Annotated in this window: 38 protein-coding genes; 35 read left to right on the forward strand and 3 right to left on the reverse strand. The window is 38.4% G+C overall.

Annotated elements, in window-relative coordinates:
• Positions 1 to 5: 5 nt before the first annotated feature.
• From rplV to CBM24_RS02455, 29 genes are all read left to right on the forward strand, one after another.
• Positions 6 to 440 carry a 50S ribosomal protein L22 gene (gene rplV, locus CBM24_RS02315; RefSeq protein ID WP_070570408.1) on the forward strand — a complete coding sequence of 145 codons (435 nt, stop codon included), beginning with the start codon at positions 6 to 8 and terminating at the stop codon, positions 438 to 440.
• An 11-nt stretch (positions 441 to 451) separates the two neighbouring features.
• Positions 452 to 1,243: a 30S ribosomal protein S3 gene (gene rpsC / locus CBM24_RS02320; protein WP_075990875.1), complete on the forward strand. Its 792-nt coding sequence runs from the start codon at positions 452 to 454 to the stop codon at positions 1,241 to 1,243.
• A 59-nt stretch (positions 1,244 to 1,302) separates the two neighbouring features.
• Positions 1,303 to 1,725 (forward strand): 50S ribosomal protein L16, encoded by a 423-nt coding sequence (gene rplP / locus CBM24_RS02325; RefSeq protein WP_046674870.1) that lies wholly within the window; start codon positions 1,303 to 1,305, stop codon positions 1,723 to 1,725.
• A 92-nt stretch (positions 1,726 to 1,817) separates the two neighbouring features.
• On the forward strand, positions 1,818 to 2,036 hold the full coding sequence (rpmC, locus tag CBM24_RS02330; protein WP_046674871.1) for a 50S ribosomal protein L29: 219 nt from the start codon (positions 1,818 to 1,820) through the stop codon (positions 2,034 to 2,036).
• A 14-nt stretch (positions 2,037 to 2,050) separates the two neighbouring features.
• Positions 2,051 to 2,305 carry a 30S ribosomal protein S17 gene (rpsQ, locus tag CBM24_RS02335; RefSeq protein WP_046674872.1) on the forward strand — a complete coding sequence of 85 codons (255 nt, stop codon included), beginning with the start codon at positions 2,051 to 2,053 and terminating at the stop codon, positions 2,303 to 2,305.
• A gap of 1 nt (position 2,306) precedes the next feature.
• Positions 2,307 to 2,675, forward strand: a complete 369-nt coding sequence (gene rplN, locus CBM24_RS02340) for a 50S ribosomal protein L14 (RefSeq protein ID WP_046674873.1) — start codon at positions 2,307 to 2,309, stop codon at positions 2,673 to 2,675.
• A gap of 2 nt (positions 2,676 to 2,677) precedes the next feature.
• Positions 2,678 to 3,022: a 50S ribosomal protein L24 gene (gene rplX / locus CBM24_RS02345; RefSeq protein ID WP_070570406.1), complete on the forward strand. Its 345-nt coding sequence runs from the start codon at positions 2,678 to 2,680 to the stop codon at positions 3,020 to 3,022.
• Positions 3,022 to 3,591, forward strand: coding sequence for a 50S ribosomal protein L5 (rplE, locus tag CBM24_RS02350; RefSeq protein ID WP_046674875.1), 570 nt, complete (start codon positions 3,022 to 3,024; stop codon positions 3,589 to 3,591). Before rplX ends, rplE begins: the two co-directional genes overlap by 1 nt.
• Positions 3,584 to 3,853, forward strand: coding sequence for a 30S ribosomal protein S14 (rpsN, locus tag CBM24_RS02355; RefSeq protein ID WP_028071569.1), 270 nt, complete (start codon positions 3,584 to 3,586; stop codon positions 3,851 to 3,853). The genes rplE and rpsN overlap by 8 nt, the downstream gene beginning before the upstream one ends.
• Before the next feature lie 136 nt (positions 3,854 to 3,989).
• Positions 3,990 to 4,391 carry a 30S ribosomal protein S8 gene (gene rpsH, locus CBM24_RS02360; protein WP_223584601.1) on the forward strand — a complete coding sequence of 134 codons (402 nt, stop codon included), beginning with the start codon at positions 3,990 to 3,992 and terminating at the stop codon, positions 4,389 to 4,391.
• 21 nt (positions 4,392 to 4,412) lie between these two features.
• The gene (gene rplF / locus CBM24_RS02365) at positions 4,413 to 4,967 is read left to right on the forward strand and encodes a 50S ribosomal protein L6 (protein ID WP_088160090.1); all 555 of its coding nucleotides are present in this window, start codon (positions 4,413 to 4,415) and stop codon (positions 4,965 to 4,967) included.
• On the forward strand, positions 4,964 to 5,326 hold the full coding sequence (gene rplR / locus CBM24_RS02370; RefSeq protein WP_172392455.1) for a 50S ribosomal protein L18: 363 nt from the start codon (positions 4,964 to 4,966) through the stop codon (positions 5,324 to 5,326). Before rplF ends, rplR begins: the two co-directional genes overlap by 4 nt.
• Positions 5,327 to 5,338: 12 nt before the next feature.
• Positions 5,339 to 5,857, forward strand: coding sequence for a 30S ribosomal protein S5 (rpsE, locus tag CBM24_RS02375; RefSeq protein ID WP_075990876.1), 519 nt, complete (start codon positions 5,339 to 5,341; stop codon positions 5,855 to 5,857).
• A gap of 5 nt (positions 5,858 to 5,862) precedes the next feature.
• Positions 5,863 to 6,042, forward strand: a complete 180-nt coding sequence (gene rpmD, locus CBM24_RS02380; RefSeq protein WP_046674880.1) for a 50S ribosomal protein L30 — start codon at positions 5,863 to 5,865, stop codon at positions 6,040 to 6,042.
• 119 nt (positions 6,043 to 6,161) lie between these two features.
• Positions 6,162 to 6,608 carry a 50S ribosomal protein L15 gene (rplO, locus tag CBM24_RS02385; RefSeq protein ID WP_070570400.1) on the forward strand — a complete coding sequence of 149 codons (447 nt, stop codon included), beginning with the start codon at positions 6,162 to 6,164 and terminating at the stop codon, positions 6,606 to 6,608.
• A gap of 3 nt (positions 6,609 to 6,611) precedes the next feature.
• On the forward strand, positions 6,612 to 7,949 hold the full coding sequence (gene secY / locus CBM24_RS02390; protein WP_046674882.1) for a preprotein translocase subunit SecY: 1,338 nt from the start codon (positions 6,612 to 6,614) through the stop codon (positions 7,947 to 7,949).
• A gap of 9 nt (positions 7,950 to 7,958) precedes the next feature.
• Positions 7,959 to 8,741, forward strand: a complete 783-nt coding sequence (map, locus tag CBM24_RS02395; RefSeq protein ID WP_046674883.1) for a type I methionyl aminopeptidase — start codon at positions 7,959 to 7,961, stop codon at positions 8,739 to 8,741.
• 74 nt (positions 8,742 to 8,815) lie between these two features.
• Positions 8,816 to 9,034 carry a translation initiation factor IF-1 gene (gene infA, locus CBM24_RS02400; RefSeq protein WP_002997456.1) on the forward strand — a complete coding sequence of 73 codons (219 nt, stop codon included), beginning with the start codon at positions 8,816 to 8,818 and terminating at the stop codon, positions 9,032 to 9,034.
• A 45-nt stretch (positions 9,035 to 9,079) separates the two neighbouring features.
• Complete coding sequence (gene ykgO / locus CBM24_RS02405) at positions 9,080 to 9,196, forward strand: type B 50S ribosomal protein L36 (RefSeq protein WP_013665024.1); 117 nt, start codon at positions 9,080 to 9,082, stop codon at positions 9,194 to 9,196.
• A gap of 30 nt (positions 9,197 to 9,226) precedes the next feature.
• Positions 9,227 to 9,604 carry a 30S ribosomal protein S13 gene (gene rpsM / locus CBM24_RS02410; protein WP_046674884.1) on the forward strand — a complete coding sequence of 126 codons (378 nt, stop codon included), beginning with the start codon at positions 9,227 to 9,229 and terminating at the stop codon, positions 9,602 to 9,604.
• Positions 9,605 to 9,614: 10 nt separating this feature from the next.
• On the forward strand, positions 9,615 to 10,004 hold the full coding sequence (gene rpsK, locus CBM24_RS02415) for a 30S ribosomal protein S11 (protein ID WP_046674885.1): 390 nt from the start codon (positions 9,615 to 9,617) through the stop codon (positions 10,002 to 10,004).
• Positions 10,005 to 10,064: 60 nt separating this feature from the next.
• The gene (gene rpsD / locus CBM24_RS02420) at positions 10,065 to 10,673 is read left to right on the forward strand and encodes a 30S ribosomal protein S4 (RefSeq protein ID WP_046674886.1); all 609 of its coding nucleotides are present in this window, start codon (positions 10,065 to 10,067) and stop codon (positions 10,671 to 10,673) included.
• A gap of 96 nt (positions 10,674 to 10,769) precedes the next feature.
• Entirely contained in the window at positions 10,770 to 11,762 is a 993-nt protein-coding gene (locus tag CBM24_RS02425) for a DNA-directed RNA polymerase subunit alpha (RefSeq protein WP_046674887.1), read from the forward strand.
• A gap of 108 nt (positions 11,763 to 11,870) precedes the next feature.
• Complete coding sequence (gene rplQ, locus CBM24_RS02430; RefSeq protein WP_088160092.1) at positions 11,871 to 12,374, forward strand: 50S ribosomal protein L17; 504 nt, start codon at positions 11,871 to 11,873, stop codon at positions 12,372 to 12,374.
• A gap of 157 nt (positions 12,375 to 12,531) precedes the next feature.
• On the forward strand, positions 12,532 to 13,677 hold the full coding sequence (locus CBM24_RS02435; RefSeq protein WP_088160093.1) for an aspartate aminotransferase family protein: 1,146 nt from the start codon (positions 12,532 to 12,534) through the stop codon (positions 13,675 to 13,677).
• A 144-nt stretch (positions 13,678 to 13,821) separates the two neighbouring features.
• Positions 13,822 to 14,784 carry an acetylornithine carbamoyltransferase gene (locus CBM24_RS02440; RefSeq protein WP_075990879.1) on the forward strand — a complete coding sequence of 321 codons (963 nt, stop codon included), beginning with the start codon at positions 13,822 to 13,824 and terminating at the stop codon, positions 14,782 to 14,784.
• Positions 14,785 to 14,835: 51 nt separating this feature from the next.
• Entirely contained in the window at positions 14,836 to 15,633 is a 798-nt protein-coding gene (gene argB, locus CBM24_RS02445) for an acetylglutamate kinase (protein WP_075990880.1), read from the forward strand.
• 27 nt (positions 15,634 to 15,660) lie between these two features.
• On the forward strand, positions 15,661 to 16,467 hold the full coding sequence (gene proC, locus CBM24_RS02450) for a pyrroline-5-carboxylate reductase (protein WP_075990881.1): 807 nt from the start codon (positions 15,661 to 15,663) through the stop codon (positions 16,465 to 16,467).
• Positions 16,457 to 17,521, forward strand: a complete 1,065-nt coding sequence (locus tag CBM24_RS02455; RefSeq protein ID WP_088160094.1) for a M20 family metallo-hydrolase — start codon at positions 16,457 to 16,459, stop codon at positions 17,519 to 17,521. Before proC ends, CBM24_RS02455 begins: the two co-directional genes overlap by 11 nt.
• Positions 17,522 to 17,556: 35 nt before the next feature.
• Here the strand turns inward: CBM24_RS02455 and CBM24_RS02460 are convergent, their stop codons facing one another.
• Positions 17,557 to 18,030, reverse strand: coding sequence for an Lrp/AsnC ligand binding domain-containing protein (locus CBM24_RS02460; RefSeq protein WP_046674894.1), 474 nt, complete (start codon positions 18,028 to 18,030; stop codon positions 17,557 to 17,559).
• A 387-nt stretch (positions 18,031 to 18,417) separates the two neighbouring features.
• On the opposite strand from CBM24_RS02460, the gene CBM24_RS02465 reads away from it, so the two are divergent.
• Positions 18,418 to 19,464: a hypothetical protein gene (locus CBM24_RS02465; RefSeq protein WP_046674895.1), complete on the forward strand. Its 1,047-nt coding sequence runs from the start codon at positions 18,418 to 18,420 to the stop codon at positions 19,462 to 19,464.
• Here the strand turns inward: CBM24_RS02465 and ruvC are convergent, their stop codons facing one another.
• The gene (ruvC, locus tag CBM24_RS02470) at positions 19,465 to 20,031 is read right to left on the reverse strand and encodes a crossover junction endodeoxyribonuclease RuvC (RefSeq protein WP_088160095.1); all 567 of its coding nucleotides are present in this window, start codon (positions 20,029 to 20,031) and stop codon (positions 19,465 to 19,467) included.
• A 100-nt stretch (positions 20,032 to 20,131) separates the two neighbouring features.
• Between ruvC and CBM24_RS02475 the strand changes: the two genes are divergently transcribed.
• Complete coding sequence (locus CBM24_RS02475) at positions 20,132 to 21,106, forward strand: lysylphosphatidylglycerol synthase domain-containing protein (RefSeq protein WP_075994618.1); 975 nt, start codon at positions 20,132 to 20,134, stop codon at positions 21,104 to 21,106.
• On the forward strand, positions 21,090 to 22,220 hold the full coding sequence (locus CBM24_RS02480; RefSeq protein WP_232475666.1) for a glycosyltransferase family 2 protein: 1,131 nt from the start codon (positions 21,090 to 21,092) through the stop codon (positions 22,218 to 22,220). The genes CBM24_RS02475 and CBM24_RS02480 overlap by 17 nt, the downstream gene beginning before the upstream one ends.
• A 7-nt stretch (positions 22,221 to 22,227) precedes the next feature.
• Here the strand turns inward: CBM24_RS02480 and CBM24_RS02485 are convergent, their stop codons facing one another.
• The gene (locus CBM24_RS02485) at positions 22,228 to 22,962 is read right to left on the reverse strand and encodes a lysophospholipid acyltransferase family protein (RefSeq protein WP_088160097.1); all 735 of its coding nucleotides are present in this window, start codon (positions 22,960 to 22,962) and stop codon (positions 22,228 to 22,230) included.
• Positions 22,963 to 23,085: 123 nt separating this feature from the next.
• Here CBM24_RS02485 and CBM24_RS02490 point away from each other — a divergent pair, with 123 nt between their 5' ends.
• The 3 genes from CBM24_RS02490 to CBM24_RS02500 are packed head-to-tail and all read left to right on the forward strand — an operon-like array spanning position 23,086 to position 24,496.
• Entirely contained in the window at positions 23,086 to 23,385 is a 300-nt protein-coding gene (locus tag CBM24_RS02490) for a DUF2089 family protein (protein ID WP_088160098.1), read from the forward strand.
• A gap of 45 nt (positions 23,386 to 23,430) precedes the next feature.
• Positions 23,431 to 23,922: a hypothetical protein gene (locus CBM24_RS02495; RefSeq protein WP_088160099.1), complete on the forward strand. Its 492-nt coding sequence runs from the start codon at positions 23,431 to 23,433 to the stop codon at positions 23,920 to 23,922.
• A complete protein-coding gene (locus CBM24_RS02500; protein ID WP_088160100.1) occupies positions 23,912 to 24,496 on the forward strand; it encodes a hypothetical protein in 585 nt (194 codons plus the stop codon). Before CBM24_RS02495 ends, CBM24_RS02500 begins: the two co-directional genes overlap by 11 nt.
• Positions 24,497 to 24,499 lie beyond the last annotated feature (3 nt).

A 24,499-nucleotide genomic window follows, 5' to 3' on the forward strand; every position in this document is an offset into this window, starting at 1 on the left:
AGGTAATGGAAGCAACAAAAAAACTTAAAAAGTCTGTCTTAATTAGACAACGCAAAGAGCAAGAGAAAGCTCAAAAAGGAGGAGCTTCGGATGCCAAATTATTGAACTGCCCTACTTCGCCTCGTAAGATGCGTTTAGTGGTAGACTTAATTCGCGGTCAACGTGTTGAAAATGCATTATACATTTTGAAACACTCAAGTAAAGAAGCTGCTGCTCGTGTAGAAAAATTATTATTATCTGCAATCAAAAACTGGGAAGCCAAAAACGAAGGTAAATCAGTGGAAGAAAGCGAACTAATTGTAAAAGAAGTATCAGTAGGTGGCGGTCGTCAATTGAAAAGATTGCGTCCAGCTCCTCAAGGTCGCGGATACAGAGTTCGTAAACGTTCAAATCACGTTACGTTGGTAGTTGATAGCAAATTAAACGTTGAACAAAACTAATTTATTGAGAAATGGGACAAAAAGCAAATCCAATAGGTAGCAGATTAGGAATCATCAAAGGTTGGGATTCTAACTGGTTCGGAGGTAAAAACTATTCCGATAAATTAGTTGAAGACGAAAAAATCAGAAAATATCTTTCTGTTCGTATTGCAAAAGGTGGTGTAGCTAAAGTTGTTATCGAAAGAACTTTAAAACGTATCACTGTTACAATTCACACTGCTCGTCCAGGTATCGTTATCGGTAAAGGTGGTCAAGAAGTTGACAAGATCAAAGAAGAGTTGAAAAAACTGACTAAAAAGGATGTTCAAATCAACATTTTCGAGATCAAACGCCCTGAGTTAGATGCTAAGTTAGTAGCTGAAGGTGTCGCTAAACAATTAGAGGCACGTATTTCATTCCGTCGTGCAATGAAAACTTCAATCGCTTCTACCATGCGTATGGGTGCAGAAGGTATCAAAATCATGTGTTCTGGTCGTTTAGGTGGTGCTGAAATGGCGCGTACTGAACAATACAAAGAAGGAAGAACTCCTTTACACACATTGCGTGCTGATATCGACTACGCTTTAGCTGAAGCATTGACTACATACGGTAAAATCGGTATCAAAGTTTGGATCTGTAAAGGTGAGGTTTACGGTAAACGTGACTTATCTCCAAACATTGGTCAAGCATCTGGTGTAAAATCACGTGGCAACCACGAAGGTGGTGGCGAGCGTCGTGACAACCGTAACAACAAAGGTGGTCGCGGTGGAAACAACCGTGGTGGAAACCGTGGTGGAAACAACCGTGGTCCGAAAAAAGATTAATAGTTATTTAGATTACAACAAAAACCTGCTGAAAAAGCAGATTTAAAAAGTATACGAACATGTTACAGCCAAAAAGAACGAAGTTCAGAAAGATGCAGAAAGGCCGCATGAAAGGTAACGCTTCTCGTGGAGCGGAGTTAGCTTTCGGTTCTTTCGGTATCAAAACAATGGAGCAAGCATGGATCACTAGTCGTCAAATCGAGGCAGCTCGTATTGCGGTTACACGTTATATGAAACGTGAAGGTCAAGTTTGGATTCGTATTTTCCCTGACAAACCTGTTACGAAAAAACCTGCAGAGGTACGTATGGGTAAAGGTAAGGGTGCTCCAGAATACTGGGTAGCAGTAGTACGCCCAGGCCGTATGTTATTTGAAGCAGAAGGTGTGCCTTTGGAAATTGCCAAAGAAGCTTTACGCCTTGCAGCGCAAAAACTTCCGGTTCAAACTAAGTTTGTGATTCGTAGAGACTACGTTGAAGCATAAAAATCTTGGTAATGTCATCATTTAAGCGTTAGGGCCGTTACCCCTAACGCTATATATAAAGCGATGATAACCCAAATAACAACTGAAAAAACATGAAAAATTCAGAAATTTTAGAATTATCTAATGAGGACTTAAAAGCTCGTCTTGTAGAAGAGAAAACAGCCCTTACAAAATTGAAATTTGCACATGCTGTTTCAGCTATTGAGAACCCTAACGTGATCAAAGCAGCACGCAAAACTATCGCTCGTATCAGTACAGAGATCAGTGCACGCAAAGCTGCAGCTAAAAATGAAACAGCCTCTGAGGCGTAAAATTTAAAGTCGAAATGGAAAGAAATTTAAGAAAAACAAGAATCGGCTTAGTAGTTAGCAACAAGATGGACAAATCTATCGTGGTATCAGTGGAACGTAAAGTGAAACACCCGATCTATGGTAAGTTCGTTAAAAAAACTACTAAATTTAAAGCTCATGACGAAACTAATACCTGCGGTATCGGCGATACGGTATTAATCATGGAAACTCGTCCGCTGAGTAAAACAAAAAACTGGAGATTAGTAGAAATTATAGAAAGAGCTAAATAACATGGTACAACAAGAATCAAGACTTAATGTAGCTGACAATAGCGGTGCTAAACAAGTTTTAGTAATCCGTGTATTGGGCGGTACGCGCAAGCGTTATGCATCAATCGGAGATAAGATTGTTGTATCGGTGAAAAGCGCTATGCCTTCAGGAAACGTGAAAAAAGGTTCCGTTTCTAAAGCAGTAGTGGTTAGAACGAAAAAGGAAATCCGTCGTAAAGATGGTTCATATATCCGTTTCGATGACAACGCCGCTGTATTATTAAATAATAATGATGAACCACGTGGTACACGTATCTTTGGCCCTGTTGCCAGAGAGTTGCGTGAGAAACAGTTCATGAAAATTGTATCATTAGCACCGGAGGTTTTATAATTATGGCACAGAAAACAAAAACAACTACGCACAAAATCAAAATTAAAAAAGGTGATTTAGTGAAAGTTATCGCTGGTAACTCTAAAGGTGTTCAAGGAAAAGTATTAACTGTTTTAGTGGATAAAAATAGAGCTATCGTTGAGGGCGCTAACATCGTAAAAAAACACACTAAACCAAGTGCAGCTAATCCTAATGGTGGTATCATTGAGAAAGAAGCTGGTATTCACATCTCTAATTTAGCTGTTATCGATCCTAAAACAGGTGCAACTACACGTGTAGGTCGTAAGTTAAATGCAGATGGTAAATTAGTTCGTTACGCTAAAAAATCAGGGGAGGAAATTAAATAATGACTTACGTACCAAGATTAAAAGTGAAATATGCGGAAGAAATCCGTAAAGCACTTCAAGAAAAATTTCAGTATAAAAGTATTATGCAGGTTCCTAAACTTGAGAAAATCGTTGTTTCACAAGGCGTAGGAGCTGCAACAGCTGACAAAAAATTAATCGATAACGCTATCGCTGAGTTGACTTTAATCACAGGTCAACAAGCCGTTGCTACAAAATCGAAAAAAGATATTTCAAACTTTAAATTACGTAAAGGTATGCCTGTAGGGGCACGTGTTACTTTACGTGACAACAATATGTTTGAATTCTTGGATCGTTTGGTAGCAGTATCGCTTCCACGTATTCGTGACTTCCGCGGTATCAACGATAAAGGTTTCGACGGACGTGGTAACTATAACTTAGGTATCACTGAGCAAATCATTTTCCCTGAGATCAACATTGATAAAATCAACAAGATCCAAGGTATGGATATCACTTTCGTGACTTCTGCTCAAAATGATGTTGAGGCTTTAGAATTGTTGAAACAATTCGGTTTACCATTTAAAAATCAAAATACTAATAACAATGGCTAAAGAAGGATTAAAAGCACGCGAAGTAAAACGCGCTAAATTGGTAGCTAAATATGCGGCAAAACGTGCAGAATTAAAAGCTGCTGGCGATTACGTTGCATTAGATAAATTACCTAAAAATGCTTCTCCAGTACGTTTACACAATCGTTGTAAATTGACTGGCCGTCCTAAAGGATATATGCGTCAATTCGGTATCTCTCGTGTAACTTTCCGTGAGATGGCTTTAGATGGCAAAATCCCAGGGGTGAAAAAAGCTTCTTGGTAATTAAAAAAAAATACTTAATTTTGCCCGGGCAATTCAACTGAGGATTGCCGGGGTTTTTGCATTTTAAAATTGTTTAACAGATAGAAGGTCCCATACCAATGGTTGGGAGGGAAACCGCTGTCACAAATTTTCATATATAATGACTACAGATCCAATTGCGGATTACCTTACACGAGTAAGGAATGCCATCAAGGCCAACCACAGGGTTGTTGAAATTCCTGCATCGAACCTAAAAAAAGAGATCACTAAAGTTCTTTTTGATAAAGGTTACATTGCTAATTACAAATTCGATGAGAATGGCGTACAGGGTACGATCAAAATCGCATTGAAATATAATCCAATTAGCAAAATTCCGGCTATTCGTACGTTGACACGTGTGAGTAAACCTGGTTTAAGAAAGTATGCAAGCGTTGATACTATGCCTCGTGTTTTGAACGGTTTAGGTATTGCTATCTTGTCAACATCGAAAGGTGTAATGACAGATAAAGAAGCTAGACTTCAAAATGTTGGTGGTGAAGTTTTATGTTACGTTTATTAATCTAGGTAAAAGCACAAAGAAATGTCAAGAATTGGAAAAGCGCCTATCGCTATCCCTGCTGGGGTAACTGTTACTATTTCGGACAAAAACTTAGTTTCAGTAAAAGGTCCTAAAGGCGAATTAACACAACAAGTTGACCGTGACATCACGATTGCTCAAGAAGAGGGCAATATCGTTGTAACACGTCCAACTGATCAAAAGAAACACAAAGCATTACACGGTCTATACCGCTCCCTGTTGGCTAACATGGTTCACGGTGTGACTGAAGGTTACAAAACTACGCAAGAGTTAGTCGGTGTAGGTTACCGTGCTTCAAGTACTGGTAATGTATTAGAGTTAACTTTAGGTTTCTCTCACCAGATTGTTTTTGTATTGCCAAACGAGGTTAAAGTATCAACTACTGCTGACAAAGGTAAAAACCCTACAATCACTTTAGAGTGTGCTGACAAACAATTGATCGGTCAGGTAGCGGCTAAAATCCGTGGCTTCCGTAAACCAGAACCTTACAAAGGAAAAGGTGTTAAGTTTGCAGGTGAAGTATTGAGAAGAAAAGCAGGTAAATCAGCTAAAAAATAATAATCATGGCAGGACAAAAAGCATCTCGTAGAGAGAGAATCAAAAAAGGAATCAGAAAAAACCTTGCTGGAACGTCTGAACGTCCACGTTTATCGGTTTTTAGAAGTAACAAAGGTATCTATGCGCAAATCATTGATGACAATGCAGGTAAAACATTAGTTGCTGCATCTAGCTTGTCAAAAGAGTTTGTTGCATCTGGTAACAAGGTTGATCAATCTAAAGCTGTAGGTAAATTGGTGGCTGAAAAAGCAGTAGCAGCAGGTATTAATAAAGTAGTTTTTGACCGTAATGGGTACTTATACCATGGCCGTATCAAATCTTTGGCTGAAGGTGCTCGCGAAGGCGGTTTAGACTTTTAATCATAGAAAGAAATGGCATTAAGCAATATAAAAAGAGTAAAATCAAGCGAAATTGAATTAAAAGATCGCTTAGTAAGTATCCAACGTGTAGCTAAAGTTACTAAAGGTGGTCGTACTTTCAGCTTCTCTGCAATTGTTGTAGTAGGTGATGAAAACGGTATCGTAGGTTACGGTTTAGGTAAAGCTAAAGAGGTAACTGAAGCAATCACGAAAGGTATCGATGACGCAAAGAAAAATTTGGTAAAAGTTCCTATTATCAAAGGTACTGTTCCTCACGCGCAATATGGTAAATATTCTGGTGGTTCAGTTTTGATTAAACCAGCTGTAGGTGGTACGGGAGTTTTAGCAGGTGGTGCAATGCGTGCAGTATTGGAGTCTGCTGGTATCAAAGATGTATTGGCTAAATCATTAGGTTCTTCTAACCCACACAACGTGGTAAAAGCAACTGTAACTGCTTTAGCAGAAATGCGTGATGCGTATACAGTAGCACAACACCGCGGTGTCGATTTGAATAAAGTATTTAACGGTTAATTATCATGGCAAAAATCAAAATCACCCAGATAAAGAGCGTTATCGACAGAAGCGAGCGCCAAAAGAAAACTATTGAGGCATTGGGTTTGAAAAGAATCAACCACTCAGTAGAAGTTGAAGCTACTCCATCAATTATTGGAATGGTACGTAAAGTAAACCATTTAGTAGCTATCGAAACTATTTAATATTAGCATATGGAAGAGGTCTTTGGGCTTCTTCCATTACTTGTTATTAATAATCATTATTTTTTAATCGCTAGTACCTGTTTAGTGAGAGCGAAGGGCTAGCACAATTTAGTTTAAAAATGAACTTAAGTAATTTAAAACCTGCAAAAGGTGCAGTAAAAAGTAGCAAACGTATTGGCCGTGGTACTGGTTCTGGTCGTGGTGGTACTTCAACGCGTGGTCACAAAGGTGCTGGTTCTCGTTCAGGTCACTCTACGAAAATCGGTTTCGAAGGTGGTCAAATGCCTTTGCAACGTCGTGTGCCTAAATTTGGTTTCAAAAACATCAACCGTGTTGAGTACAATGGTGTAAACCTAGATACTTTACAAGCGTTGATCGAGAAACACAATTTAACAGCTGTAGATTTCGACGCATTGAAAGCTCATGGTTTAGTGTCTAAAAATGACAAAGTTAAAATCTTGGGTCGCGGTGAATTGAAAGCTAAAGTTGAAGTAACAGCGCACGCGTTTACTGCTTCTGCTCAAAAAGCTATTGAAGCTGCAGGCGGTTCTATCGTTAAAATTTAATAAATGAAGAAACTAATCACAACCTTAACCAATATTTGGAAAATCGATGATTTACGTACGCGTATTCTAAATACCTTACTTTTTCTTTTGATTTACCGTATTGGATGTCACGTGGTATTACCAGGTGTAAATCCTCATGCTTTGGCCTCTGGTCAAAAAGAGGGTTTATTGGGCTTACTGGATATGTTTGCGGGGGGATCTTTCTCTCGTTCGGCTATCTTTGCTTTAGGGGTAATGCCATATATCTCGGCATCCATTGTTGTTCAATTGCTGGGCATCGCGGTTCCTTACTTCCAAAAGATGCAGAAGGAAGGGGAAAGTGGTCGTCAAAAAATGAATCAAATTACTCGCTATTTAACTTTAGGGATTACTTTGCTTCAGGCTTTTGCTTATGTACGAACTCAAATCGAGCCAAGTGCTAAGACAATAGCTGACCCATTATTCACTATTCTAACTGCTATAGTTTTGACAGGCGGTACTTTATTTGTGATGTGGTTAGGGGAAAAAATTACTGATAAAGGTATCGGTAATGGTATTTCTTTGATCATCATGACTGGTATTATCGCTCAATTGCCAAGTGGTATCACTGCGGAATGGGTTTCTAGAATGGCGAAAGGTGGTGGTGGTCCAATTCCATTGTTGCTTGAATTTGTAGCTTTGTTCTTTGTTGTGATCTTTACAATCTTGATCGTACAAGGTGTTCGTAAGATCCCTGTACAATACGCGAAGAAAATCGTTGGAAACAAGCAAGTCGGTGGAGTACGTCAGTATATACCGTTAAAGGTAAATGCTGCAGGTGTAATGCCTATCATTTTTGCGCAGGCAATCATGTTTGTGCCAATGAGTTTAGGACAGTTCTTCCCAAATCTTCAGTCGGAATTTTTGACTTCGTTGAGTAACTATACGTCTGTAGCATATAACGTGACATTTGCGGTGTTAATTATCGCATTTACGTTTTTCTATACAGCGATTATGGTGAACCCACAACAGATGTCGGACGACATGAAGAAGAACGGAGGTTTTGTACCGGGTATTAAACCGGGATTGGAAACTAGTAATTTTATAGACCGCGTAATATCAAATATTACATTTCCAGGTGCAATTTTCTTAGCGATCATTGCTATTCTACCTGCTATTGCAAGTTTGTTTGGTATTAATAATCAATTTGCGCACTTCTACGGTGGTACGTCATTATTGATTTTAGTAGGTGTGGTGTTGGATACTTTGCAACAGATCGAATCTCATTTATTGATGCGTCATTACGATGGATTAATGAAAACAGGTCGTATTAAAGGTCGTTCGGCCGCGTCTGTTGAGGGAATGGATCATTCGGCAATTTAATTTCTTTAGATGTCTAAAGTATTTTATAAGTCAGCAGAAGATATAGAGCAATTGCGGAAGTCAGCAGATGTGCTTTCGCAATTGCTTGGTGAAATCGCAAAAGTGATTAAACCTGGGGTAAAGACTATATCTCTTGATAAATTAGCTTATGAGTATATTCATGATAACGGCGGGACGCCTGCGTTCTTAAATTATCAGGGATTTCCATATTCTTTGTGTATATCTGTCAACGATCAAATTGTACACGGCTTTCCAAGTGATTATGAAATTAAAGATGGAGATCTTGTTTCGGTCGATGGTGGTGTCAATCTGAACGGCTTTATCAGTGATTCCGCATACACCTTTGGTGTAGGTGAAATATCTGAGGAAGCACAGTTGTTATTGGATGTAACAAAGGAATCATTGTACAAAGGTGTTGAACAGGCGGTGGCTGGTAAACGTGTTGGGGATATTTCTTCAGCTGTTCAGGAGTATGTGAGCAAATTCGGATTCGGAATTGTTCGCGAGCTGGTTGGACACGGAGTTGGTTATCACTTACATGAAAAACCTGAGGTTCCTAATTATGGAAAACGAGGTGCTGGTCCTAAATTGGAAGAAGGTTTGGTTATTTGTATCGAACCGATGATCAATGCGGGGCGTGCGGGTGTTCGTTTTTGGGATGATGGTTGGACAGTAAGTACAGTGGATGGGAAATTATCGGCGCACTTCGAACAGATGGTTGCAATCCGAAAAGGAGAACCAGATGTGTTGCTGACATTCGAACATGTAGAGAAAGTTTTGAACAAAAAGTAGTTGGTTTTCAATTATTTTTATTTATCTTTGCACTCCTGTTCGCAGGCTTTTAAATTAAATTTAATCGAGAATATATGGCTAAACAAGCCTCAATAGAACAAGACGGTATAATTAGAGAGGCACTTTCTAATGCTATGTTTAGGGTAGAGTTGGAAAATGGACATGAAATCATTGCCCATATTTCTGGTAAAATGCGCATGCACTATATCAAAATTTTACCTGGTGATAAAGTTAAATTGGAAATGTCTCCGTATGATTTGACTAAAGGAAGGATTACTTATCGCTATAAATAGCTGTAAGCCCTTGTATTAGCGCAAGCTTTTGAAAAAATAAATATCATGAAAGTAAGAGCATCAATAAAAAAACGTAGCGCGGACTGTAAGATCATCCGTCGTAAAGGTAAAGTTTTTGTAATCAACAAAAAGAACCCAAAGTTTAAACAACGTCAGGGTTAATTCATTAAAAAAATAATAGCTTAATATTATATGGCAAGGATAGCAGGTATTGATTTACCTAAAAACAAAAGAGGTGTGATCGGCCTTACCTATATTTTTGGTATCGGTCGTACAAGAGCTGAATATATCTTGGAAAAAGCTGGTATCAGCGAAGATGTGAAGGTACAAGAGTGGAATGATGAGCAATTGGCAGCAATTCGTACCATCATTAACGACGAATTGAAAGTGGAAGGTGCATTGCGTTCTGAAATTCAATTAAACATCAAACGTTTAATGGATATCGGTTGTTACCGTGGATTGCGTCACCGTAAACACTTACCAGTTCGTGGTCAACGTACTAAAAACAACTCACGTACTCGTAAAGGTAAACGTAAGACAGTTGCAAACAAGAAAAAAGCTACTAAATAATAAATAAGAAATGGCTAAAACTAAAAAAGCTGCAAAAAAGCGTATCGTTGTTATCGAACCTGTAGGTCAGGCTCACATTAACGCAACGTTTAACAATATCATTGTAACTTTGACAAATAATCAAGGTCAAACTATTTCTTGGTCTAGTGCTGGTAAAATGGGTTTCCGTGGTTCTAAAAAGAACACTCCATACGCTGCTGGTCAAGCTGCACAAGACTGTGGAAAAGTTGCTCACGACTTGGGTTTACGTAAAGTTGAAGTGTTTGTTAAAGGACCTGGTGCTGGTCGTGAATCGGCAATCAGAACATTGCAAACAGTAGGAATCGATGTGACTACTATCAAAGATATCACTCCACTTCCTCACAACGGTTGTCGTCCTCCAAAACGCAGAAGAGTTTAATTAATTTAAAGATAAGATTCATCGGCTATAGGCTGATAGATACTTTAATTGTAAAAGAAAATGGCTAGATATACAGGACCTAAGTCCAAAATTGCCCGTAAATTTAGAGAGCCGATCTTCGGCCCAGATAAAGCGTTAGAAAAGAAAAATTACCCTCCTGGACAACATGGAGCTTCTAAACGCAGAGGTAAACAATCTGAATATGCTATTCAGTTGTTAGAAAAACAAAAAGCAAAATACACTTACGGTGTATTGGAGCGTCAGTTCTCAAACTTATTTGTTAAAGCTGCCTCTAAACAAGGTATTACAGGTGAGATCTTCTTGAAATTGTTAGAAGCTCGCTTGGATAACGTAGTTTACCGTTTAGGTATCGCTACTTCTCGTGCCGCTGCTCGTCAGTTGGTATCCCATAAACACGTTACTGTTAACGGCGAAGTTGTTAACATTCCATCATATAGCTTGCGTCCAGGTGACGTTGTAGCAGTTCGTGAACGTTCTCAAACACTTGAAGCCATCACAAATTCAGTTGCAGGTCGTACTGTAAACAAATTTTCTTGGTTAGAGTGGAATGCGAAAGAATTGACAGGTACTTTCTTAAGCTATCCAGAAAGAGCTGACATTCCTGAAAACATCAAAGAGAACTTAATCGTTGAGTTATACTCTAAATAATAAATAAAATAGAAGAATGCATAGTCCAATTTTTGGGGTATGCATCTTCTATTGTATTACAATTATTATTACAAATAAAACATTAAAAGAAAATAAATGGCAATTTTAGCATTTCAAAGACCGGATAAAGTTATCATGCAAAAATCTACGGATTTTGATGGTACGTTTGAATTTCGTCCATTGGAGCCTGGTTTTGGTGTAACCATTGGTAATGCTTTGCGCCGTATTCTATTGTCCTCTTTAGAAGGATATGCAATTACGTCGATAAGGTTTTCTGGCGTTTCGCACGAATTTTCAACGATCAAAGGTGTTGTTGAAGACGTAACTGAAATTATCTTGAACTTGAAACAAATTCGTTTCAAAAAAACAGGTGAGATTGGTGACAACGAAAAGGTATTTGTAGTAATCAATGGTCAAGAGCAATTCTTAGCTGGTGATATCACAAAATTCTCTAATAACTTTACGGTCTTAAACCCAGACATGGTAATCTGTAACATGGATAATTCAGTGACAATTGAATTGGAATTGAGTATTGCCAAAGGTCGTGGATACGTAAATGCTGATGAGAATAAAGTTGTTGATGCTCCAGTAGGTGTTATCGCAATCGATTCGATCTTTACTCCGATCAAGAATGTTAAATATACCATTGAGAATTACCGTGTAGAGCAAAAGACTGACTACGAGAAATTGTTGTTGGATATCTCTACTGATGGCTCAATTCACCCCGAAGAAGCTTTGAAAGAAGCTGCTAAGATCTTAATTCAACACTTTATTTTATTCTCTGATGAGAATATGCTTCTTGAGTCTCAAACGAAAGAAGAAACTAAAGTTGTTGATGAAGAAATCTTACATATGCGTAAGATCTTGAAAACAGAATTAGTAGATCTTGATCTTTCAGTTCGCGCATTGAACTGTTTGAAAGCTGCGGATATTCGCACATTGGCTGAGTTGGTAACTTATGACGTAGCTGATATGTTGAAATTCAGAAACTTCGGTAAAAAATCGTTAAGCGAAATCCAAGAGTTGGTTAAATCGAAAGGTTTATCATTCGGAATGAACTTGGCAAAATACAAATTAGACGAAGAATAATAATTTATTAAGCGACCACTAGTCGTAATTCCTTTTGGCTGTCTGGATATGTGATGTTCACATAAATGACATATACAAAAACGGTACGATTAGTATAATAAAATCAAAATGAGACACGGAAAAAAAGTAAATCACTTAGGCCGTACGGATAGCCATAGAAAAGCAATGTTGGCTAACATGGCAACATCATTAATCCTACACAAACGTATTACAACTACTTTGGCTAAAGCTAAAGCTTTACGTACGTATGTTGAGCCTTTGATTACTAAATCTAAAAACGACACAACACACTCTCGTCGTACAGTATTCGCTTATTTGAAAGATAAAGACGCTGTTTCTATCTTATTCCGCGAAATTTCTGAAAAAGTAGCTAACCGTCCAGGTGGTTACACTCGTATCATTAAAATGGAAAACCGTTTAGGTGATAACGCGGAAATGGCTTTCATCGAACTAGTTGATTACAACGAAATCTACGGTAAAAAAGCTGCTGCTGCTGAGAAAAAAGCTACTCGTCGTCGTGGTGGTGCTAAAAAAGCTACTACTGCTGAAACTGAAGCTCCTGCAGAAGTTAAAGCTGAAGTAGAAGGTGAAGAAAAAGTAGACGGAGAATAGTCTTCTTCTGATCTAGCATAAAAAAGTCCTCTTTTTAAGGGGGCTTTTTTTATTTTATGACCATTCCTACCGTTATAACTAATATATTTGTATTGCTAAAATCTGATAGCTTTTTCTATTACTAGCTATTTCGTTTATCAATCTATAATTCATTAAGATGAAACCATTTGATGTTTATCCCATTAATCCCATTAACATAGTAAAGGCTAATGGATCAACGGTGTGGGATGCCGAAGGAAATGCTTACTTGGACTTGTATGGTGGCCATGCTGTGATATCGATCGGACACACGCACCCACATTATGTACAACGCATCACAGAACAATTGAACCGTATTGGGTTCTATTCCAACTCTGTCGAGATTCCAATTCAGCGTGAACTTGCCCGATTGTTAGGGGAAGTTTCGGGAAAGGTTGATTATGATTTATTTCTTTGCAATTCTGGCGCGGAAGCAAATGAAAACGCATTGAAGCTGGCATCTTTTTACAATAAGCGAAAAAAAGTCATAGCGTTTTCAAAAGCGTTTCATGGAAGAACCTCATTGGCCGTAGCGGCAACAGATAACCCGAGTATCGTGGCTCCCGTCAACGAGACCGATAATATTGTATTTCTTCCTTTCAATGATGAAGCGGCTTTGACTGAGGCTTTCGCATCATATGGTAATGAAATTTCATCTGTTATCGTAGAAAGTATCCAGGGCGTAGGTGGAATCAGAGAAGCGTCAGTATCGTTTCTTCAGTTGATTCGCTCTCTTTGTGATCAATATAATGCTGTGTTTATTGCGGACGAAGTGCAATGTGGGTATGGAAGAACAGGCTTATTCTATGCGCAGGACTATTCAGGCGTTGAAGCCGATATTTACACGATGGCAAAAGGTATGGGCAATGGTTTTCCAATTGGTGCAATCAGTATATCGCCCAAATTTAAAGCGACTTACGGGAGTTTGGGGACGACATTTGGTGGCAATCATCTCGCATGTGCTGCCGCACTGGCTGTATTGGAGATTATCCAACAAGATAAACTGATGGAGAATGCGGCTCAAGTCGGACAATATCTTATTGATGAGCTTAAGCAAATCGAGGAAATTGTCGAAGTGAGAGGCCGAGGATTAATGATCGGTATAGAACTACCTGAATCTTTGGCCCATGTGAAGAAAGATCTCTTGGTAAAGAACCGTATCTTTACAGGGGAGGCTAAGCCTTTTGTGATTCGCTTGTTGCCTGCTTTGAATATTACGAAAGATCATGCTGATCAGTTTTTATCGGCATTGAAAGCACATATCAAAGCAGTAACGGTTGCATAGAACCTTAAAGCTGTCGATCAAATTATCCAATAGCCACACATTGGCTCATGTAAATTTGATTGCGCTGTAGTAGTTAGAATATATACTGAGTGTGACGGGCCTATTGATTGCTCGTTGAAAATGCACTCGAATAAATAAATATAGATGAAAAAGTTTTTCTCTGTTAAGGATGTGTCTAGTGTAGCGGACGTTGTTCAAGAAGCGTTAGCTTTGAAAGCGGCACCATATGACAATCAGGACCTTGGTCAACATAAAACGTTGGGACTTGTATTTTTGAATCCGAGTTTGCGTACGCGTCTGAGCACACAAAAAGCGGCAATGAATTTGGGCATGAATGTGATGGTCATGAATATGGATAAAGATGGTTGGGCGCTTGAAACACAGGATGGTGTTGTGATGAACGGGACAACTGTTGAACATATTCGCGAGGCCGCTGCTGTTATGGGTGAGTATTGTGATATTTTGGGACTTCGTTCCTTTCCAAAATTGAAAGATCGTGAAGAGGATTATAGTGAAGACCTGTTCAACAAATTCATTAAGTACTGTGGTGTTCCTGTTGTTTCCTTAGAGAGTGCAACACGCCATCCACTGCAGAGTTTGACAGATATGATTACCATCACTGAGTACAAGAAGACTGAAAAGCCGAAAGTGGTATTGGCTTGGGCTCCGCATGTTAAGGCATTACCTCAAGCGGTACCTAATTCTTTCGCAGAATGGATGTGCAAAGCACAAGAAGAGGGATTGGTTGATTTTACGATAGCTCAACCTATGGGCTATGAGTTAAGTGAAGAATTTACCGCTGGAGCAACCATATCTAATAATCTTGAAGAAAGTTTAAAGAATGCTGATTTTGTCTATGTGAAAAACTGGTCTTCTTATCAAGAATATGGCGAGGTATATGGTGTTGATGAAGATTGGATGATGGATAACAAGAAGCTCAATTTGACGAATGATGCCAAAGTAATGCATTGTTTGCCAGTAAGAAGAGATCTTGAATTGTCTTCTGAGATTTTAGATGGACCAAATTCACTCGTGATTAAAGAGGCTAGCAACCGTGTATGGGCTGCTCAGGTTGTTTTGAAACGTATGTTAGAGGATTTGGCATAGTCCAATCCTATAGATTATTAAAAAACTATTTTTATTGGGAAAAGTTGCGTAATGGCTAATAGTGTATTAAATATAATTAAAATTGGCGGGAATATTATTGATGATGAACGCCAATTGGATTCTTTTTTGGAAAAGTTCTCTGCATTGTCAGGGAAAAAGATTCTTGTACATGGCGGTGGTAAAATAGCGACTCGCCTGGCTAGTGAACTTGGAATTGAAGCCCAAATGATAGAAGGGCGTCGTGTGACAAATGAGGAAATGTTACGCATTGTAACAATGGTATACGCTGGATTGACAAACAAGACAATCGTTGCTAAGTTGCAAAATTTGAAATGCGATGCCGTCGGATTAACTGGAGCTGATGGGGATGTCATAAAAGCTATAAAGCGTCCTGTAAAAGATATCGATTATGGCTTTGTAGGTGATTTGTTGCATGACTCTGTAAATACCCTGGCCATCAAGAAGTTTTTGGAAGCAGGCTTTGTTCCTGTGTTTTCAGCTATTACACACAATGGCCTTGGACAATTGCTCAATACCAACGCGGATACTATAGCTTCTTCATTGGCGGTGTCTTTGGCTTCATTATATGAAACTTCTCTGGTTTATTGTTTTGAGAAGAACGGCGTTTTACGCGATGTAACAGATGAGAATTCAGTAATCCCAACGATTAAGTCAGAAGAGTTTGAACATCTTAAGGAATCCGGCGTGGTGAATGACGGGATGATTCCTAAGTTGCAAAATGCATTCAATGCTATAAATAAAGGTGTTCAAGAGGTCTATATTGGAAATGCTAATAATTTGCATTTGTTTCAACAAGGACAATTTGGCACTTGCTTGACATTAAAATAAAAATCTAACCTAAACCCAACGATCGCTATGAAAAAGGTCACCATTATCGGAAGCGGTAATATCGGTCTTTCTTTGGCAAAAGGACTTGTAAAAAGTGAATTTGCCAATGCTGCCGATATTACATTGACGAGGAGAAATTTGAATGCACTGGCCGAAGAAGCGAGCCAGGGCTTCTCAGTAAGTAATGATAATAGGCTCGCTGTAAAGGGGGCTGATATTGTTGTTTTCGCAATACTACCTCAACAACTAAAAAAGGTATTGGTGGAAGTCGCTCCAGTCATTGACAAGACAAATCAGATTTTTGTCTCTATTGTGTCAGGAGTCTCTTGTGCTGATTTGAAAGCAGAGTTGGGTGCAGATGCCACAGTTATACGGGCAATGCCCAACACAGCAATAGCAATAGCTCAATCAATGACTTGTATCGCCAGCGACAATGCTTCGGACGATAGTTTGAAGGAGGTTGAGAAGATGTTTGAAACTGTTGGTTCAGTGGTTGTCATTAATGAAGACCTGATGACATCGGCAACGGCATTGTGTGCCTGCGGTATTGCGTTCTTCCTGCGTGCTATTCGCGCGGCTTCACAAGGTGGAGTTGAAATCGGATTTCATGCGCATGACGCATTAAAAATGGCAGTTCAAACTGCAAAAGGCGCTGCTGATTTGCTATTGCATACCAATGCTCATCCAGAAGGAGAGATTGATAAGGTGACGTCACCAAAGGGATGTACAATAGCGGGATTGAACGAAATGGAACATAACGGTTTTAGTTCTGCTTTTATAAAGGGAATTAAACTGTCTGCGGATAAAGCAGGAGGACTATACCATGAAGGATAAACAGCGTCTATTTGAAGATGCGCTGGCCCTTTTAAAACAATTAATTGGACTGTCGTCTTTAAGTAAAGAGGAAGAGTTCACGGCAGATTTAATTGATCGCTTCTTTCAGGAGCGTGATATAAAAACACATCGGAAAGGCAATAATGTCTGGGTATATAACGCCCATTATGATATCACTAAACCTACGATATTGCTTAATTCGCATCACGATACAGTTAAACCAAATACGGGTTATACGAGAGATCCTTTGGCAGCAACTGTAGAGGAAGGTAAATTGTTCGGATTGGGAAGCAATGATGCTGGGGGCTGTTTGGTATCATTGATAGCTACATTTTTGTATTTTTACCAGCAGACGGAGTTGAAGTATAACTTCTGTCTGGTCGCCAGTGCTGAAGAAGAGATCTCAGGTAAGAACGGTGTAGAATCTGTTTTGGATGATATCGGTCCAATTGATTTTGCAATTGTGGGTGAACCTACCTTATTGGATTTGGCAATTGCAGAAAAGGGGCTGATGGTGTTGGATTGTACCGCTTTAGGAACTGCTGGACATGCCGCACGTAATGAGGGCGATAATGCTATCTATAAAGCGATCAAGGATATTGAATGGTTTCAAAATTATACATTTGAAAGGACTTCTTCAACTTTAGGCCCAATTAAGATGTCGGTAACCGTGATTCAGGCGGGATCACAGCACAATGTGGTACCGGCTACTTGTAACTTTGTTGTCGATGTCAGAACCACAGATGCTTATTCGAATGAAGAGACGTTGGATATTATCAAGTCTCATGTAAAATCAGAGGTCACAGCGAGATCGACGCGCCTGAAGTCTTCTTCTATTCCTGAAACGCATCCAATCGTCAAAGCAGGCATTCTACTGGGACGTAAAGTATATGGTTCACCGACGATGAGCGATCAGGCTCTTATTCCTGTCCCTTCTCTGAAGCTGGGACCTGGCAATAGCGCGCGGTCGCATATGGCAGATGAGTTTATCTATATCGATGAAATTAGAGCAGGGATCGATCTCTATATCGCAATGTTAGAAAAGATAGTATAAAAAAAGCTTCCATTTTTATGGAAGCTTTTTTTATACTAGACTAAGCTGATTTGACGTTTGATACTCTCCTCAAGAGAGATGATCGTCTCGGTACGTTGAATCCCTGGTACGGATTGAATATCTTCATTCAATACTTTTCTCAGGTGAACTGTATCTCTACAGATAATTTTTGCAAAAATACTGTATTGGCCAGTACAATAGTGTAATTCGACCACTTCTTTGATTTCTTTCAATTTATCTACCGCATCTGCATATTGTGAACCTTTTTCAAGATAGATACCCAAAAAGGCCGTGATATCAAATCCGACTTTTTGAGGATTGATAATTAGATTTGACCCTCTAATGATACCTAGTTCTTCCATCTTCTTCATTCTAACGTGAATTGTACCACCTGATACAATTAGCTTTTTTGCTATTTCTGTATAAGGAATAGAGGCATCGTTCATTAGAATAGACAAGATTTGGATATCCAAATTGTCTAAATCATAGTTTGCATATTGATTTTCCATTAACAATGGTTTTTGTGTTCATTAATTGGTCGTTGCATCAAGATCTGACCAATAGCTAAAATAATTAAATTTATTTCAAAATTACTAAGAATTTTCGGTTTATAGATGTAAATTTAATAAAAAATACTTATTCATATTGATAATGTTATATGTTTTTGATTGAAAGTGATTATAATTGTTTCATGATGATCTTATTATAGGTTAAGTGATTGTTTTCATGTTTAATATCAAGATTATGATAAATTAATTTAGTATTGCCTTTTTTAGAAGTAGGAAAAACAGTTGGCATATTGAAAATCTAATCAGTTCGAATTTAGCATATGATGGGGCAAAATGTAGCAGACTGTGTGATGTTTGAGTAAACGAAAAATAAAATACGGAATAGAGATGGAAGAAGTTCAAGATGTAAAGATTTCGAAAAAGAAACCAATTTTTGAAGTAGGGGAAGGACTTCATAAATACCTTAAGCTGTATCAGCGAGACGAAAAGTTGCCGATAGGATATAAAGATCTACTGAATTTTACGGAGACAGTACCTGTCATGGATAAATTTGGCAACGATACTTTTTGGGAGACTCCACTGTATCCGCAATATCTTATCGATCAATTGTATGACGGATTGAAGGTGATTTATGCTAAACTGAAAGCATCAGGTAATACGCGAATCGTCCAGCATAAGTATATTGATCGTGTAGAGTACTGTGGCTTTGGCAATACTAAACCATTTCGTATTCGTATCGTAAACCGTTTAAATGATGTGTACGATTATTTTTACATCAAGCAAGCCGATGCGTCGCGAATATATGGATTGGAGTTAGAAGAAATATTGTCGCCAAATCAGGTGAATTATATGGTAGACCATGATACTTTGGTTGAAGAACATATTGTTGGAATCCCCGGGGACACTTTTTCGAAAACACGTATGTTCTCGCCTGATTATAATCTGACCCGGATTTCCAAAGAATTTGTCAAGTTTAATGAACGATGTATTATTACCTTGTTGGGGGATATGAGGGCCTACAATTTTGTGATGCAGATTACACCAGATTTTGATGATTTCCAGTTTCGAATTCGGGCAATAGATTTTGACCAGCAGTTTTATGAAGGAAATCCGAAAGTATATATGCCTCAATTTTTTAAGGAGAATCTTCCCTACGTCAAATTAGCAATGGAGCATCTAAATGAAAAAACTGTGCTGCAATACCAACAGGAGGAGCGTTCTTCCATTGTGCATAGAGTCCGGAGTGAAAGACATCGGATCGCTGATCTAAGGGATGCTTCGCAAACGCAGGTCCTTTCTACGCAGGAGAATATCAAACAGTTACGTGAGGGCTACGCTGAATTTTATCAAAATAACTCTTACCTCAAGTGTAAGACGATGACGGATATTGTTGAGTTGAATGTGAAGAATGTGATTCGTCAGGTACAAATGTAATTACTTGATCCGATCTTTGTTGTCTTTGATAAAGGCGGACCATCCAGTGTACGACTTGCTGCTGCCTGATACTGCATTTTTCTGAAAGGAGTGGCAGACAGCGATTGCCAATCCGTCGGTGGCATCTAAAAATTGTGGTGTTTCCTCAAATTTTAATAGATTTTTTAGCATAGCGGAAACCTGCTCCTTTGTAGCATTTCCATTTCCTGTAACGGATTGTTTTATCTTTCTTGGAGAATATTCAAAGATTGGGATATCTTGCGCCAGCGCCGCCGCCATGGCAACACCTTGCGCTCGCCCTAATTTGAGCATGACCTGTATGTTTTTTCCATAAAATGGTGATTCAAGAGCTACGCAGTCGGGATTGTATTCCTGCATTAGAGCAGAAGTTTTTTTGAATATACGTTGTAGTTTTAGGGCATGGTCATCTAAATGTCCCATTTTGATGACCCCCATTGAGACCAAGGATATGTTATTGCCGACTTCTTTGATGATACCATACCCAAGTATTACTGTTCCGGGGTCTATACCTAAAATTATTCTTTCTTTCGCCTTTTCCTTCTGCATATACAATAATACAAATTTTGCGTTTTATTCGCGGATTGCGTTCGACAAAACTTAATCATTTGGCTAAAATTTAGTAACATTGCTCTCTAATTATCAAAAGTTGACTGGAAGACAAAAAAAATACATCAGTCTTTTATTGAAGATACTGGTTTTCGCCCTAGCGACCTGGTATATCGTTGTGAAGGTATCCGATAGAAGCAATATTGAGAAGTTCAAAACCCTAATTGCCGGTTTGGAGCAGCATTCGGTTGTTTGGACCCTTATTTTAATTGTGGTTTTAATGCTTGTCAACTGGTTGCTTGAAGTTGTGAAATGGCGGTATCTTGCATCTAAACTGGAGCATATTTCATTTTGGAAGGCTTTCCAATCCGTTTTCTGCGGGCTTACCTGGGCTATTTTTACACCCAATAGGATTGGCGAATATGGCGGGCGGGTACTTTTTCTACAGCCCCAACATCGAGCAAAAGGAGCCGTAGCGATGGGCGTTGGATTATTTGCGCAATTGGTGCTCACAAGCGTTGCGGGATCACTAAGTATCGCCTGGTTTATCTGTAAATTTCTTTCTACTCCTTTAACAGTACAATTTGGGGTATGGCTACTTGCTATTATCTATGCTGGAGGATTTGTCATCTTATATTTCAATGTAAAATGGATCGATTTATTGGTCGGGAAAATTAAGTTTTTGACGCGAATTAAGCCCTTCTTTGAAGTATTGGAGCACTATTCAATGCGTGAGCTCAGTATTGTTCTTTTAAATTCTTTGGCGCGATTTGTTATTTTTACTTCGCAGTATATCATCTTGATGAAGCTAACTTTGCCTGAGCTACCACTTTTATCCATGATTCTGATGATTTTTATCCTGTTTTTTGTTCAGGCAGCTCTGCCTACATTGGATATTTTTGATTTCAGTGTGAGAAGTTTTGTTGCTAGCAATCTATATAGCTATATTACCACACAAGAGATTGCTGTAATGGCTATTGTTTCCTGTATTTGGTTCGTTAATTTGATTCTTCCAGCTATATTTGGTTCTATTTTTGTTTTTAAGATTAATTTTTTCGGTGATACAAATTCTTAACTATTTATTGATCATTTTTGCCTGCGTATATGCAATTCTAGTTTTATGGATGCGCAGAGGCTGGTCCTTGATTTCAGAACCTAACCGTTCTATTAGGCCAACAATGACCGTATCTGTGATTATTGCTGCGCGGAATGAGGAGTTAAATATTAGACGCACCATTGAATCCATACTCGGGCAGAATTATCCTAATGAGCTCCTGGAGCTCATTATTATCGATGACCATTCAGATGACAATACGTCTTTGATTGTGAAAGAATATGAAGAGAAAGGTGTTAAGCTTATTCAATTGAATGAAAACGGGCGTTTGAATTCGTATAAGAAACTAGCAATTTCAAGGGCGATAGAATGCTGTCAAGGTGAAATTATTATTACCACTGATGCAGATTGCCGCATGGGGTCGAACTGGTTAGCAACGGTTATCAGCACATTTGAGAAAGAAGGTGCTTATCTACAATCTTCTCCAGTGGTGTATTCAGAAGAAAAGAGTTTTTTTGAACGACTGCAGACCCTGGAATTTTTGTATTTGATAGGTCTGGGCGCTGCAGGTATTGGTAACAAAAAACCAACGACCTGTAATGGTGCTAATTTGGCCTATCGAAAGGATATTTTTAAACAAATGGGCGGATTTAAAGGGATCGACGAGCTTGCATCCGGTGATGATGAACTTTTTTTACATAAGGTAGCAGAACAATATCCCGAGCGAATAACGTTTTGTAAATCAAAAGATGCTGTTGTTTATACGGATGCCAAACCGGATTTGAAGTCATTCATTAGTCAGCGCAGACGCTGGGCTTCAAAAAGTACCAAATATAAAAATAAAGGTGTCATCGCATTAGGGATTTCCATTTGGTTCTTTAATTTATTGATTTTGGTAGCTTCGGTTCTTGCTCTTTTCGGTGTAAAATTCGTTGCTTGGGTTGTACTTTTTGCATTGCTATTAAAGATGGTCGTCGAATTTATTTTTATTGAACCTTTGACAAGGTTCGCAAGCAGAAAGGAACTCTTATGGTATCTTCCTTTATTGAGCTTGGCTCATATCCTTTATCTGGCTTATATAGGCATATTGGGCAATGTAGGGAAGTACGACTGGAAAGGAAGGCAGGTCAAGTAGCTTATTCCTATTTTTCGACCTTTAATTTTATTGCTTCCTCAGCTAATTTAACGATCTCCTCAATATTCTTACCCTCCGTATCCAAAGGTTCTAGCACTTCCCAGGTCATATGAAGAAATGGGGTTAATGGATACATACCATATTGTACCATTTCATATGATCCTCTAATGGCAATAGGAACAACGAGTGCATTCGGATTTTTCTTTAGTAAAGTGGCAATTCCACCAACATGAAAGGCCTTCATTTTTCCGGTTTTCGATCTTGTTCCCTCTGGAAAAATAAACGCGGACCAGTTTTTGGTTTTCATATTATTGGCAAGTTTCAATATTTCAGCAATAGATTGTTTGGGGTCATTGCGATCTATATTTGCGGCACCACCATGTTTTAAGTTGAAGGAGATGCTAGGTATGCCACTGGCAAGTTCTATTTTAGAAATAAATTTCCCATGAAATCTACGCAAGAAATAGATCATTGGAGGAATATCAAAAGTACTTTGATGATTTGCTACAAAGACAATGGGTTGTCCTGTTGGAATATTTTTATTGTCGATAAATGTCACCCGATTAAATAGCGTGTAATAGCAGGCAACGAGGCAGGCATTTAATATATCTACACTCTTTTTATGTGCATTGTATCCACCCAGCTTTAAACATAACCACTGTATGGGGTGGAAAATAATTAGGGATAAACCAAAACAAAACCAAAATATAATAGATAGGAAATAGCCTAAAAACTTCTTCATAAACGTTATTTAATGATACAAATATATCATTAAGCAATGATTTTTGAAAAATATTGATTTTATAATCTTTTGTTTTAACATTATTAATATTATCTTTAATAATGTTAATGATGTTATTATTTAATGAAAAAAATACCGGTTGATTGCCCTTGTTGTGAAGCGAAGTTAAAAGTCGCTAAATTGGTGTGTGACTCCTGTGAAACCGAAGTTGTAGGTAAGTTTTCTTTACCTGTGTTGATGCAGCTTACTGTAGAGGAGCAAGAATTTGTTTTGAATTTTTTGATGCACTCAGGGAGTTTAAAAGAAATGGCAAATCAGATGGGCAAATCCTATCCGACGGTCCGTAATATTCTCGATGATCTGATTCGCAAATTGAAATCGCTTGATCATACAAACAATAATGGCAGAAATAGAAGTATTTAGCAGTCTGGGCAATCGAATGATTGATAAACAAAGAATTATATCAAGATGAAAAATAATACGCTTTATACCGAAAGCCAATCTTTTTTTAGCTGGTGGCTCTGTCTGATCCTTTTATCTGTCAGCGTGGCCAGTTTTTCTGTGCACTGGCATGAGCTCTTGCGGTTGAATTTTGCTCCATTATTTCAATTACCGGGGTTTTGGATCAATTTGGTATTATGGGGATTGTTTGGCGTTCTACGATTAAGAACTACTATTCGTGAAGATGGAATTGAAGTCTATTTTTTTCCATTTAATTTCTATCGTAAAAGAGCACGTTGGACAGATATTCGTGCTGTTGAAGTACGAAAATATAACCCGATTGGTGAGTTTGGTGGATGGGGTTTTCGGAGAGGGCAGAAAGGGCTGGCTTTTTCAGCTCGTGGTAATATGGGCTTACAACTTACCTTGGAAACTGGTAAGATATTACTTATTGGAACCCAAAATCCAGTAGAAATCGAACAGCTGCGCTTATCTCAATTCTTAAAAAATGAAAGTTAAACAGATTTTTCAGAATCCATTTGCGGAATTGCCGGAGTGGAAACTATTCTTTGCTGGTGTTATCGGATTTTTGTTATCAAGCTATATTATTTATTTATCGGGCCAGCAGTTTAATGGATTTATGCATTTCTATCAACCAGATATAGGGGTTTCCATATGGGCTGTCTTGGGCGTTCATGCCTGTATGGTTTTGGCTCCTTTTACATTTCTTTACGGTGCAGGGTTGTTATTAAACAGAAAGACCAGAATCATTGATGTCATGAATGTCGTTTTGATTATACCATTTCCGCTCTATCTTGCCTTATTTTTAGGGAAATTGTTAAACCAGGATAAATTCACGGATCAAGTATTAAAAGCAGTGCAAAACGGCGATCATACATTGGCCGGAGTTGATAAAACTGAGCTATTTTTATTTGGTATGTTTGGAATAATCAGTTTGTTATTGCTATTCTACCAATTCTATTTATTGGTTAAGGGTATGAATGTAGCCGTTAATAATAAGAAGATTGAAATCAGTATAGTATTTGTGGCATTATATTTTATATTGGATTTATGCATACAGTTTAATTTCTAGTAA

It is taken from the genome of Sphingobacterium sp. G1-14 (assembly GCF_002196555.1).
Taxonomy (GTDB): Bacteria; Bacteroidota; Bacteroidia; order Sphingobacteriales; family Sphingobacteriaceae; genus Sphingobacterium; species Sphingobacterium siyangense.

What these genes read in the sequence shown, in the direction of transcription:
- rplV (WP_070570408.1), top strand. Translation starts at nt 6, where the DNA reads ATGGAAGCAACAAAAAAACTTAAAAAGTCTGTCTTAATTAGACAACGC.
- rpsC (WP_075990875.1), top strand. Translation starts at nt 452, where the DNA reads ATGGGACAAAAAGCAAATCCAATAGGTAGCAGATTAGGAATCATCAAA.
- rplP (WP_046674870.1), top strand. Translation starts at nt 1,303, where the DNA reads ATGTTACAGCCAAAAAGAACGAAGTTCAGAAAGATGCAGAAAGGCCGC.
- rpmC (WP_046674871.1), top strand. Translation starts at nt 1,818, where the DNA reads ATGAAAAATTCAGAAATTTTAGAATTATCTAATGAGGACTTAAAAGCT.
- rpsQ (WP_046674872.1), top strand. Translation starts at nt 2,051, where the DNA reads ATGGAAAGAAATTTAAGAAAAACAAGAATCGGCTTAGTAGTTAGCAAC.
- rplN (WP_046674873.1), top strand. Translation starts at nt 2,307, where the DNA reads ATGGTACAACAAGAATCAAGACTTAATGTAGCTGACAATAGCGGTGCT.
- rplX (WP_070570406.1), top strand. Translation starts at nt 2,678, where the DNA reads ATGGCACAGAAAACAAAAACAACTACGCACAAAATCAAAATTAAAAAA.
- rplE (WP_046674875.1), top strand. Translation starts at nt 3,022, where the DNA reads ATGACTTACGTACCAAGATTAAAAGTGAAATATGCGGAAGAAATCCGT.
- rpsN (WP_028071569.1), top strand. Translation starts at nt 3,584, where the DNA reads ATGGCTAAAGAAGGATTAAAAGCACGCGAAGTAAAACGCGCTAAATTG.
- rplF (WP_088160090.1), top strand. Translation starts at nt 4,413, where the DNA reads ATGTCAAGAATTGGAAAAGCGCCTATCGCTATCCCTGCTGGGGTAACT.
- rpsE (WP_075990876.1), top strand. Translation starts at nt 5,339, where the DNA reads ATGGCATTAAGCAATATAAAAAGAGTAAAATCAAGCGAAATTGAATTA.
- rpmD (WP_046674880.1), top strand. Translation starts at nt 5,863, where the DNA reads ATGGCAAAAATCAAAATCACCCAGATAAAGAGCGTTATCGACAGAAGC.
- rplO (WP_070570400.1), top strand. Translation starts at nt 6,162, where the DNA reads ATGAACTTAAGTAATTTAAAACCTGCAAAAGGTGCAGTAAAAAGTAGC.
- secY (WP_046674882.1), top strand. Translation starts at nt 6,612, where the DNA reads ATGAAGAAACTAATCACAACCTTAACCAATATTTGGAAAATCGATGAT.
- map (WP_046674883.1), top strand. Translation starts at nt 7,959, where the DNA reads ATGTCTAAAGTATTTTATAAGTCAGCAGAAGATATAGAGCAATTGCGG.
- infA (WP_002997456.1), top strand. Translation starts at nt 8,816, where the DNA reads ATGGCTAAACAAGCCTCAATAGAACAAGACGGTATAATTAGAGAGGCA.
- ykgO (WP_013665024.1), top strand. Translation starts at nt 9,080, where the DNA reads ATGAAAGTAAGAGCATCAATAAAAAAACGTAGCGCGGACTGTAAGATC.
- rpsM (WP_046674884.1), top strand. Translation starts at nt 9,227, where the DNA reads ATGGCAAGGATAGCAGGTATTGATTTACCTAAAAACAAAAGAGGTGTG.
- rpsK (WP_046674885.1), top strand. Translation starts at nt 9,615, where the DNA reads ATGGCTAAAACTAAAAAAGCTGCAAAAAAGCGTATCGTTGTTATCGAA.
- rpsD (WP_046674886.1), top strand. Translation starts at nt 10,065, where the DNA reads ATGGCTAGATATACAGGACCTAAGTCCAAAATTGCCCGTAAATTTAGA.
- CBM24_RS02425 (WP_046674887.1), top strand. Translation starts at nt 10,770, where the DNA reads ATGGCAATTTTAGCATTTCAAAGACCGGATAAAGTTATCATGCAAAAA.
- rplQ (WP_088160092.1), top strand. Translation starts at nt 11,871, where the DNA reads ATGAGACACGGAAAAAAAGTAAATCACTTAGGCCGTACGGATAGCCAT.
- CBM24_RS02435 (WP_088160093.1), top strand. Translation starts at nt 12,532, where the DNA reads ATGAAACCATTTGATGTTTATCCCATTAATCCCATTAACATAGTAAAG.
- CBM24_RS02440 (WP_075990879.1), top strand. Translation starts at nt 13,822, where the DNA reads ATGAAAAAGTTTTTCTCTGTTAAGGATGTGTCTAGTGTAGCGGACGTT.
- argB (WP_075990880.1), top strand. Translation starts at nt 14,836, where the DNA reads ATGGCTAATAGTGTATTAAATATAATTAAAATTGGCGGGAATATTATT.
- proC (WP_075990881.1), top strand. Translation starts at nt 15,661, where the DNA reads ATGAAAAAGGTCACCATTATCGGAAGCGGTAATATCGGTCTTTCTTTG.
- CBM24_RS02455 (WP_088160094.1), top strand. Translation starts at nt 16,457, where the DNA reads ATGAAGGATAAACAGCGTCTATTTGAAGATGCGCTGGCCCTTTTAAAA.
- CBM24_RS02460 (WP_046674894.1), bottom strand. Translation starts at nt 18,030, where the DNA reads ATGGAAAATCAATATGCAAACTATGATTTAGACAATTTGGATATCCAA.
- CBM24_RS02465 (WP_046674895.1), top strand. Translation starts at nt 18,418, where the DNA reads ATGGAAGAAGTTCAAGATGTAAAGATTTCGAAAAAGAAACCAATTTTT.
- ruvC (WP_088160095.1), bottom strand. Translation starts at nt 20,031, where the DNA reads ATGCAGAAGGAAAAGGCGAAAGAAAGAATAATTTTAGGTATAGACCCC.
- CBM24_RS02485 (WP_088160097.1), bottom strand. Translation starts at nt 22,962, where the DNA reads ATGAAGAAGTTTTTAGGCTATTTCCTATCTATTATATTTTGGTTTTGT.
- CBM24_RS02490 (WP_088160098.1), top strand. Translation starts at nt 23,086, where the DNA reads ATGAAAAAAATACCGGTTGATTGCCCTTGTTGTGAAGCGAAGTTAAAA.
- CBM24_RS02495 (WP_088160099.1), top strand. Translation starts at nt 23,431, where the DNA reads ATGAAAAATAATACGCTTTATACCGAAAGCCAATCTTTTTTTAGCTGG.
- CBM24_RS02500 (WP_088160100.1), top strand. Translation starts at nt 23,912, where the DNA reads ATGAAAGTTAAACAGATTTTTCAGAATCCATTTGCGGAATTGCCGGAG.